Origin of the sequence: Streptomyces sp. 7N604 (assembly GCF_052245475.1) — a bacterium.
Lineage (GTDB): Bacteria > Actinomycetota > Actinomycetes > Streptomycetales > Streptomycetaceae > Streptomyces.
Window position 1 is genome coordinate 84,807 of the sequence record NZ_JBQQBX010000035.1, and the last position, 9,256, is coordinate 94,062.

Annotated in this window: 7 protein-coding genes; 1 reads left to right on the forward strand and 6 read right to left on the reverse strand. The window is 71.6% G+C overall.

The features are described 5' to 3' along the window. Positions 1–76 precede the first annotated feature (76 nt). Positions 77–1,702: an acyl-CoA synthetase gene (locus ACTWP8_RS31590; RefSeq protein ID WP_443325507.1), complete on the forward strand. Its 1,626-nt coding sequence runs from the start codon at positions 77–79 to the stop codon at positions 1,700–1,702. Positions 1,703–1,705: 3 nt separating this feature from the next. On the opposite strand, the gene ACTWP8_RS31595 is transcribed toward ACTWP8_RS31590, so the two are convergent. From ACTWP8_RS31595 to ACTWP8_RS31620, 6 genes are all read right to left on the reverse strand, one after another. Continuing rightward, positions 1,706–2,257 carry a type 1 glutamine amidotransferase domain-containing protein gene (locus ACTWP8_RS31595; RefSeq protein ID WP_443325508.1) on the reverse strand — a complete coding sequence of 184 codons (552 nt, stop codon included), beginning with the start codon at positions 2,255–2,257 and terminating at the stop codon, positions 1,706–1,708. Positions 2,258–2,422: 165 nt separating this feature from the next. Continuing rightward, entirely contained in the window at positions 2,423–2,974 is a 552-nt protein-coding gene (locus ACTWP8_RS31600; RefSeq protein ID WP_443317549.1) for a VOC family protein, read from the reverse strand. 199 nt (positions 2,975–3,173) lie between these two features. Continuing rightward, entirely contained in the window at positions 3,174–4,700 is a 1,527-nt protein-coding gene (locus tag ACTWP8_RS31605) for an acyl-CoA synthetase (RefSeq protein WP_443325509.1), read from the reverse strand. A 72-nt stretch (positions 4,701–4,772) separates the two neighbouring features. Next, the gene (locus ACTWP8_RS31610; protein ID WP_443325510.1) at positions 4,773–6,323 is read right to left on the reverse strand and encodes an acyl-CoA synthetase; all 1,551 of its coding nucleotides are present in this window, start codon (positions 6,321–6,323) and stop codon (positions 4,773–4,775) included. 44 nt (positions 6,324–6,367) lie between these two features. Then, positions 6,368–7,474 carry an NAD(P)H-dependent flavin oxidoreductase gene (locus tag ACTWP8_RS31615; RefSeq protein WP_443325511.1) on the reverse strand — a complete coding sequence of 369 codons (1,107 nt, stop codon included), beginning with the start codon at positions 7,472–7,474 and terminating at the stop codon, positions 6,368–6,370. Positions 7,475–7,588: 114 nt separating this feature from the next. Continuing rightward, positions 7,589–9,145 (reverse strand): phytoene desaturase family protein, encoded by a 1,557-nt coding sequence (locus ACTWP8_RS31620; RefSeq protein ID WP_443325515.1) that lies wholly within the window; start codon positions 9,143–9,145, stop codon positions 7,589–7,591. Positions 9,146–9,256: the final 111 nt, after the last annotated feature.

Sequence of the window (9,256 nt, forward strand, 5' to 3'; positions counted from 1 at the left end):
GCGCTCTAATGACCGCCCAGGCCAGTGACGCGCTTCCGGGGGACGCCCCAGAGCCCCGGCGGGATCAGGAGGAGCGGTGGAGTTCAACCTTGCCGACCTGTTCGAGTCGATCGCCGACGCGGTCCCCGACCGCGAGGCGCTGGTGTACATCGACCACCCGGGAACCGGCGCCGAGCGTCGGCTCACGTACGCCGAACTCGACGCGGCGGCCAACCGGATCGCCCACCACCTCGCGGACAGCGGCATCGGCACGGGCGAGCACGTCGGCCTGCACCTCTACAACGGCGTCGAGTACCTCCAGACCCTGCTGGCCTGCCTGAAGATCCGGGCCGTGCCGGTCAACGTCAACTACCGGTACGTGGAGGACGAACTGGTCCACCTCTACCGGGACGCCGACCTGGCCGCGCTGGTCTTCGACGCCGAGTTCACGGGCCGCGTCGCGGCGGCGCTGCCGCGGACGACGAGGCTGCGCCACCTCGTCCGCGTCGGCACGCCCCCTGCCGGTGACCCCGAACCACACATCGCCCCAGTGGACTTCGCCGAGGCCGAGGCGTCCGGTTCCAGCGCGCGAGACTTCGGACCGCGCTCCGCCGACGACCAGTTCATCATCTACACCGGCGGCACCACCGGCATGCCCAAGGGCGTGATGTGGCGCCAGGAGGACCTGTTCTTCGCCGGCATGGGCGGCGGCGCGCCGACCGGCGCACCGGTCACGCGGCCCGAGGAGCTGGCGGAGCGGGTGGCCGCGGCCGGCGAGGGCCTCGTCTTCTTCCCCACTCCGCCGCTGATGCACGGCACCTCCACCCTCACCGCGTTCATCGGCTTCCACTTCGGGCAGAAGGTGGTGCTGCACCGCAAGTACGTGCCGGAGGAGGTGCTCCGGACCGTCGAGCGCGAGAGAGTGAGCAGCATCTCGCTCGTCGGCGACGCGATGCTGCGGCCGCTGGTCGACGCCCTTGCGGGCCCGATGAAGGGGACCGACACCTCCTCGCTGTTCAGCGTCAGCAGCTCGGGCGCGATCCTCTCCGAGGCGATACGGGACCGGTTCCGCGAGCTCGTACCGCACACGATGCTGCTGAACAACTTCGGCTCGTCGGAGTCCGGATTCAACGGCACGGCGACCGACGACTCCGGCCCCGCCAAGGGTTTCCGGGTCCAGGTCAACCACCGTACGACCGTGGTGGACCCGGCCACGCTGGAGCCGGTGGCGGCCGGCGAGCCGGGCAGGATCGCGCAGTGCGGCCATGTGCCGCTCGGCTACTACAACGACCCGGCGAAGACCGCCGAGACGTTCTTCGAACTGGACGGCGCCCGGTGGGTGCTGCTCGGCGACATGGCGACGGTGGACGCTGACGGGGTCGTGACCGTACTCGGCCGCGGCTCACAGTGCATCAACACCGGGGGCGAGAAGGTCTACCCGGAAGAGGTCGAACAGGCGCTGAAGGCGCACCCGGACGTGTACGACGCGCTGGTCGCGGGCGTACCGGACGGGACCTGGGGCAACCGGGTCTCGGCGGTGGTCCAGCTGCGGGAGGGCGCGACGGAGCCGACGCTGAAGGACATCCAGGCCCATTGCAGGGCCAGGCTCGCGGGCTACAAGATCCCGCGGGGCCTGGTCATCGCCCCGCGGATCCAGCGCTCCCCCAGCGGCAAGGCGGACTACCGCTGGGCCCGCATGGTCGCCGCCAACGGCAGGGTGTGACGCCTACTGGCTCTTGGCGGCGGCCTTGGCGAACTCGGCGACGACGGCGTCGTTGAACGCCTTCAGGTCGCCCGGTTTGCGGCTGGTGACCAGGGTGGCCGGGCCCCGGTCGCAGATGTGGACCTGCTCGTCGACCCAGGTGCCGCCGGCGTTGCGGATGTCGGTCCGCAGGCTGGGCCAGGATGTCAGGGTGCGGCCGCGGACCACGTCGGCCTCGACCAGGGTCCATGGCGCATGGCAGATCGCCGCCACCGGCTTGCCCGCGTCGAAGAAGCCCTTGACGAAGGCGACGGCCTTGCCGTTCAGGCGCAGGAAGTCGGGGTTGGCGACGCCTCCGGGCAGGACCAGGCCGTCGTACTCCTCCGGCGAGGTGTCGGCGACCGCCTTGTCCACCGGGAAGGTGTCGGCCCTGTCGAGGTGGTCGAACGCCTGGATCTTGCCGCTCTTGGTGGAGACCAGCTCGGGCGTGCCGCCCGCGTCCTTCACCGCCTGCCACGGGTCGGTCAGCTCGATCTGCTCGACGCCCTCCGGGGCCACGAGGAAGGCTACCTTCACGATCTTCACGTCCTCTCGGACCGTTGGCTCTTTCGCCTACGACCGCACGACTGCCCGCGTCAAGCGGGACAAAACGACCCTTCGGCGCCCGCTGGCGCAAGGATGCCGCCCTGTCTCCCGCCCCCTACACAGAGCCACGGGCCGTGACCCGTGGCTCCGAGGCGTTCAGGCCCGAGTCCGGGGTGGCTCCCGGGAGGTGTCGCCGACGACCCGGTGCCCGTTGAAGATGCCGAGCCGCTCCCGGTAGAGCTCGATAGGCACCCCGTTCGGGTCGCGCAGATAGAGGCTGTCCTCCACTCCCCGGTCCGGGCCCGCGTACGGAATGCGGGCCGCGTCGAGCGCCTGGCGCGCCTCGTCGAACTGCTCGTCGCCCACCGACAGGGCCAGGTGCTGCACCCCGCCGATCGTCTCGGTGAACGGCGGGTGGTCGTGGCCGGGGAAGTCGAAGAAGCCGAGCAGATTGCCATGGCCGATGTCGAAGAAGAAGTGGGTCGAGCCGCGGTAGTCGCGGTTCTCCACGATCTCGACCAGCGGGAAGCCGAGGAACCCCTGGTGGAAGCGGATGGTCTCCTCGACGTCCCGGCAGATGAACGCGATGTGGTGAATGCCGCGGGCGGTGGTCTCGGACCGGTCCTCGCCCGTGCGGAGGTACCGAGCGCGCAGCTTCTCACGGCGCGCTCGCACGGCCTCCAGCGCGGCTCCCTCGGGCTGGGGCATCCCGGTTCCTCCTGCGGATGTGATGGCAGAAACCTGACGGATTCCGGACGGATTCCTCGCGGATTCCTCGCGGATTCCTCGCGGATTCCTCGCGGATTCTTGACAGATTCCTGGCCGGATTGATTGGGGCTTCAACCTCAATCCTGCCTCCTGGCCTCGGTGAGGAAAGCTCACCGAGGCCCGGTCCCGGCAGGTGGTGTCACGAGGCGGCTAAGCGGTCGCGCAGCTCGCGCTTGAGGATCTTTCCGCTGGCGTTCCGCGGCAGCTCCTCCACCAGGATCACCCGCTTGGGCGCCTTGAAGTGGGCCAGCCGCTCTCGCGCGTGATCGACGAGCTCCTGCGGTTCGACCGCCCCGCGCGGCACGACGACGGCCGTGACCGCTTCGATCCACCGGTCGTCCGGCAGGCCGATCACCGCCACCTCGGCGACCCGGGGGTGCTCGTACAGCGCGTCCTCCACCTGGCGCGACGCGACCAGGACTCCCCCGGAGTTGATGACGTCCTTCACCCGGTCGACGACGGTGAAGAAGCCCTCGGAGTCGCGCACGGCGAGGTCGCCGGAGCGGAACCATCCGTCCCGGAAGGCCTCGGCGGTCTCCTCCGGCTTGTCCCAGTAGCCCTCGCACAGTTGCGGGGAGCGGTAGACGACCTCGCCGGGGGTGCCGTCCGGCACCTCTTTGCCCGACTCGTCGACGACGCGGGCCTCGACGAAGAGCACCGGGCGCCCGCAGGAGTCCATCCGTCCCTCGTGCTCGCCGGGGCCGAGCACGGTCGCGAGCGGGCCGATCTCGCTCTGGCCGAAGCAGTTGTAGAAGGCCAGGCCGTCGAGGCGGGCGCGGAGACGCTCCAGCACCGGTACGGGCATGATCGACGCCCCGTAGTACGCCTTGCGCAGACCCGTCAGATCCCGTTCGTCGAACCCGGGGTGGCCCGCGAGACCGATCCACACGGTGGGCGGGGCGAAGAGGCTGTCCGCCCGGCCCGCCTCCACCAGGTCGAAGATCCGCGCGGCGTCCGGCGCGTCGAGGATGGTGTTCTCCGCGCCCACGGCGAGGTAGGGCAGCAGGAACACGTGCATCTGCGCCGAGTGGTACAGCGGCAGCGCGTGGACCGGCTGGTCCGTCTCCTTGAGGTCGAGCGCGGTGATGGCGCTGACGTACTCGTGGACCAGCGCGCGGTGCGTCATCATCGCGCCCTTGGGCAGCGCGGTGGTGCCGGAGGTGTAGAGCAGCTGGACGAGGTCACCGGCGTCCGGTTCCATGCCCGGTTCCGCGTCCGGTCCCGCGCCCGCGGCGTACGGACGGGCGGTGCGCAGCCGCGCGAGCAGCGAGTCGTCGCTGTCGCGCAGCAGTTGTACGCGGTACGTGTCCGGAATCTCGTGCAGCAGGCCCGGGTCGGCCAGCACCAGCGAGCTCCCCGACTGCCGGAGGATGTAGTGCAGATCCTCCCCGGTGAGGCTGTGGTTGACCGGCACGTGGACAAGTCCCGCGCGAGCGCAGGCGAGGAAGCCGATCAGATATGCGTCGGAGTTGTGGCCGTACGACGCGACGCGGTCGCCGGGCCGCGGTCCGTGCTCGCGCAGGACGGTGGCCGCCGCGGACACGGCCTCGTCCAGCTCGCGATACGTCCAGGCGCGGTCCTCGTACCGCACGGCCGTACGGTCCGGCACCCGCCGTGCGCTGCGCCGCAGAACGCCGTCCACCGTGCTGCTCCGTACACCGGTCATGGCGCGATCCTGTGTGGCGGACGCGGCCGGGTCAAGGTGGCGTGCCCGGTCATGGGCCGCGGACCGCGTGCGTCACACGGTGCGTTCGCGCCCCTCCCAGTACGGCTCACGCAGCCGCCGCTTGTAGAGCTTGCCGTTGGGGTCGCGGGGCATCGTCGCGATGAAGTCGACGGACCGCGGCCGCTTGTAGCCCGCGAGCCGCTCCGCGCAGTGAGCCAGGATGCCGGCGGCGAGGGCCTCCCCCGGCTCGTATCCCTCCGCGGGCTCGACGACCGCCTTGACCTCCTCGCCCCAGTCGTCGTGCGGGATGCCGAAGGCGGCGGCGTCCGCGACGGCCGGGTGTGTGAGGAGGGCGGACTCGATCTCCGCCGGGTAGATGTTGACCCCGCCGGAGATGATCATGTCGATCTTGCGGTCGCGGAGGAAGAGGTAGCCGTCCTCGTCCAGATAGCCGAGGTCGCCGACGGTGAAGAAGTCGCCGATGCGGTTCTTCCGCGTCTTGTCCTCGTCCTTGTGGTAGCTGAAGGTGCCGGTGCTCATCGTCATGTAGACCGTGCCGAGCTCACCGGCCGGCAGCCGGTTGCCGTCGTCGTCGAAGACGGCGATCTCGCTGACCGGCCACGCCTTGCCGACGGTCCCTGGCCTCTTGAGCCACTCCTCGGCGGTCGCGACGGTGCCGCCGCCCTCGCTCGCCGCGTAGTACTCCTCGACGCAGTGGCCCCACCAGTCGATCATGGCTCGCTTCACGTGGTCGGGGCAGGGGGCGGCGCCGTGGATGGCGTGCCGCATGGCGGAGAGGTCGTACGAGGCCCTGACCTCCTCCGGCAGGGCGAGCAGGCGGTGGAACTGGGTGGGCACCATGTGCGTGTGCGTGCAGCGGTGCCGGTCGATCATCCGCAGCATCTCCTCCGGCGTCCACTTGTCCATCACGACGACCCGGTGGCCGATGTGCAGGGACGCGCCCGCGAACTGCAGCACCGCGGTGTGGTAGAGCGGCGAGCCGACGAGGTGGACGTTGCCGTCGAAGGGCTGGATGCCGAAGATGCCGAGGAGGCCGCCGAGAGCGTACTCCTCGGGCGGCTTGCCGGGCAGCGGCCTGCGGATACCGCGCGGGCGGCCCGTGGTGCCCGAGGTGTAGTTCATGACCCAGCCGAGCGTGCGGTCCGAGGGCGGGGTGTCCGGCTGCCCTGCGTGGAGGTCGCCGTACGGCCGGAAGCCGTCGACGCGGCCGACCGCGTAGCGCCGCTCGGCGGGCAGCCCGGCCTCGTCGGCCGCCCTGGTGGCCTGCTCGCCGAACCGCTCGTGGGCGATCAGCGCCTTCGCCCCGGAGTCGGCCACGATCCAGGCGATCTCGGGTCCTACGAGGTGGTGGTTGACGGGCACGAGGTAGAGCCCGGCCTGGGAGGCGGCGAGGTACGCGGTGAAGAACTCGACGCCGTTGGGCAGGACGGCGGCGAACGCGTCGCCCCGCCTGAGCCCGGCCGCGCGCAGCCCGTGCACCAGCCGGTTGCACGCGGCGTGCAGCCGGCCCGCGGTCCACTCCTCGCCGTCGGGGGCGATGAGGACCGTACGGTCCGGGTCCTGGGCCGCCTGCGCCCAGAATCCGTTGGGGGCTTCCGACATGGCTCGGGTCTCCTTCCGGGGGGACTTCGGCGAGTGAGGGCGGGTCAGACGGCACGCCTGGCGATGCGGTTGATGCGGTCGACGGCGCGCTCGAAGCCCCGGGTGAGGTCGTCGAAGACAGCCTGCACGCTGCGCTCGGAGTTCATCGAGCCCACAATCTGGCCAACCGGCGTACCGAGCAGCGGCTCCACCTCGTACTTCTGGATACGGGAGACGGCTTCGGCGACCAGCAGCCCCTGCAGCGGCATCGGCAGCGGCCCCGGGCCCGCCGGATCGTCCCAGGCGTCGGTCCACTCGGTGCGCAGCTGGCGGGCGGGCTTGCCGGTGAGCGCGCGGGAGCGCACGGTGTCGCCGGATCCGGCCGCGAGGAGTTTGCGCGTCAGTGCGCGCGAGTGGAGGTCGGCTTCCTCCGTGGTGAGCCAGACGGAGCCGAGCCAGACCCCCTGGGCGCCGAGCGCGAGCCCGGCGGCGATCTGCTCGCCGGAGCCGATGCCGCCCGCGGCGAGCACGGGCAGCGGGTCCACGGCGCGTACGACCTCGGGCGTGAGGACCATGGAGGCGATCTCGCCGGTGTGGCCGCCTGCCTCGTACCCCTGGGCGACGACGATGTCGATGCCCGCGTCCGCGTGCCGCCTGGCGTGTTTGGCGCTGCCGGCGAGGGCGGCGACGAGGATGCCGTGGGCGTGGGCGCGGGCGATGACGTCGGCGGGCGGGGAGCCGAGTGCGTTGGCGAGCAGTCTGATCGGGTAGTCGAACGCGACGTCCAGCTGGGAGCGGGCGACCTGCTCCATCCAGCCGGTGATGCGCCACCCGGAGGCCTCGCCCTCGGCGAGCTCGGGGACGCCGTGCTTGGCGAGGACGTCGCCCACGTACTGGCGGTGAGCCTCGGGGATCATCGCCTCGACGTCGGCCTCGGACACCCCCTCGACCTTCTTGGCGGGCATGACGACGTCCAGGCCGTACGGTCCGCCACCGGTGTGGTCCTGCATCCAGTCGAGGTCGCGGGCCAGCTCGTCGGGGGCGCCGTAACGGACCGCGCCCAGCACGCCGAAACCGCCGGCCCGGCTGATGGCCGCGGCCACGGCGGGGAACGGCGTGAACCCGAAGACGGCGTGCTCCGCACCCAGTCGCCTGCTCAGCTCCGTCTGCATGGGCGCAGGATGCCGCAGCGGGCGGGACGAGGGAAGAGATTTCCTGATGCTACGTCAGATTCGTTGGGCAGCTTGACATCTCCGAGGACGGAGACCGCCGCCGGGCGGCCCGGGCTACTCCCCCAGCACCGCCATGGCCGCGTTGTGGCCCGGGATGCCGCTCACCCCGCCGCCGCGGACCGCACCCGCGCCGCACAGCAGGACGTTGGGGTGGCCGGTCTCCACGCCCCACCGCCCGGTGTCCTCGGTCGCGTACGGGAAGGCGAGCTCCCGGTGGAAGATGTTCCCGCCGGGCAGACCCAGGTCGCGCTCCAGGTCCAGCGGGGACTTCGCCTCGATGCACGGCCTGCCGTCGGCGTCGGTCGCCAGGCAGTCGGCGATCGGCTCGTCGAGGCAGGCGTCCAGCTGGGCCAGGGTCGACTTCAGCAGTTCCTCGCGCACGGCGTCGTTGTCCCGCTCGAACAGCCGGGCCGGGGTGTGCAGTCCGAACAGCGTCAGGGTCTGGTAGCCCTGGGCGACCAGCTCCGGGCCGAGGATCGATGGGTCGGTCAGCGAGTGGCAGTAGATCTCGGAGGGCGGTGCGCCGGGCAGCTCCCCGGCCGCCGCCTGCTCGTACGCCGTCGCCAACTGCCTGTAGCCCTCGGCGATGTGGAAGGTGCCGGAGAACGCCTCACGCGGGTCCGCGTCCCGGTCACGCAGCCGCGGCAGGCGGCGCAGCAGCATGTTCACCTTGAGCTGCGCGCCCTCCGGCTTCGGGGCCGGCGGCTCCTCGCCGAGCAGCGCGGCCAGGGCGTGCGGGGCGGCGCCCACGAGGACGTGCCGGGCCGCGACGGCCCCCTCCATGTCGGCGGTGCCGTAGGTGACTTCGGCCCGGGTGCCGTCGGTGGCGATGGCGGTCGCCTCATGGCCCGTGACGATCTCGGCTCCGGCGGTGCGGGCCGCGTCGGCGAGGGCGTCGGTGAGCGCGCCCATGCCGCCGACCGGCACGTTCCAGTCGCCGGTGCCGCCGCCGATCACGTGGTAGAGGAAGCAGCGGTTCTGCCGCAGGGTCTCGTCATGGGCGTCGGCGAAGGTGCCGATCAGCGCGTCGGTGAGGACGACGCCGCGCACCAGGTCGTCCGCGAAGGTCTCCTCGACAGCCCTACCCAGCGGCCGCTCGAACAGCGCCTGCCAGGCGGCCTCGTCCGCCACACGCTCGCGCAGCGCGGCACGCGTGGGCAGCGGCTCCGTGAGGGTCGGGAACACCCGCTCGGCCAGCCGCTGCGTCATGCCGTAGAAGCGCTGCCAGGCCTCGAATTCACTGTCGGAGCCGGTGAGTTCGGCGAACGCGGCGCGCGTACGGGCCGGGCTGCCGCTGTCCACGAGCAGCCCGGTCGCGCGGCCGCCGCGCAGGGTCGGCGTGTACGAGGAGACGGTCCGCCCGGCGACCGCGAAGCGCAGGCCGAGGTCCTGCACGATCTTCTGCGGAAGCAGGCTGACGAGGTAGGAGTACCGGGACAGCCGGGCGTCGACACCGGCGAAGGGGCGGGTGGACACGGCGGCGCCGCCGGTGTGGTCAAGCCGCTCGAGCACGAGCACGCTGTGCCCGGCGCGGGCGAGGTAGGCGGCGGCGGTGAGGCCGTTGTGGCCACCGCCGATGATCACTGCGTCGTACGAGTCCATGGCGGGCATGCCCCTTGTTAGCACGGCCCCGCCAGCGGCGCAGGCCAGGCCCCTGCCGGGCAGTCCCTGGTGGGAGGCCGGTCCACTTGAACAGCAGTTGAACACAAGCCGTCGGCGAGC

Coding starts and splice junctions, on each gene's coding strand:
- ACTWP8_RS31615 (WP_443325511.1), bottom strand. CDS start 7,474: ATGCAGACGGAGCTGAGCAGGCGACTGGGTGCGGAGCACGCCGTCTTC.
- ACTWP8_RS31620 (WP_443325515.1), bottom strand. CDS start 9,145: ATGCCCGCCATGGACTCGTACGACGCAGTGATCATCGGCGGTGGCCAC.
- ACTWP8_RS31610 (WP_443325510.1), bottom strand. CDS start 6,323: ATGTCGGAAGCCCCCAACGGATTCTGGGCGCAGGCGGCCCAGGACCCG.
- ACTWP8_RS31600 (WP_443317549.1), bottom strand. CDS start 2,974: ATGCCCCAGCCCGAGGGAGCCGCGCTGGAGGCCGTGCGAGCGCGCCGT.
- ACTWP8_RS31605 (WP_443325509.1), bottom strand. CDS start 4,700: ATGACCGGTGTACGGAGCAGCACGGTGGACGGCGTTCTGCGGCGCAGC.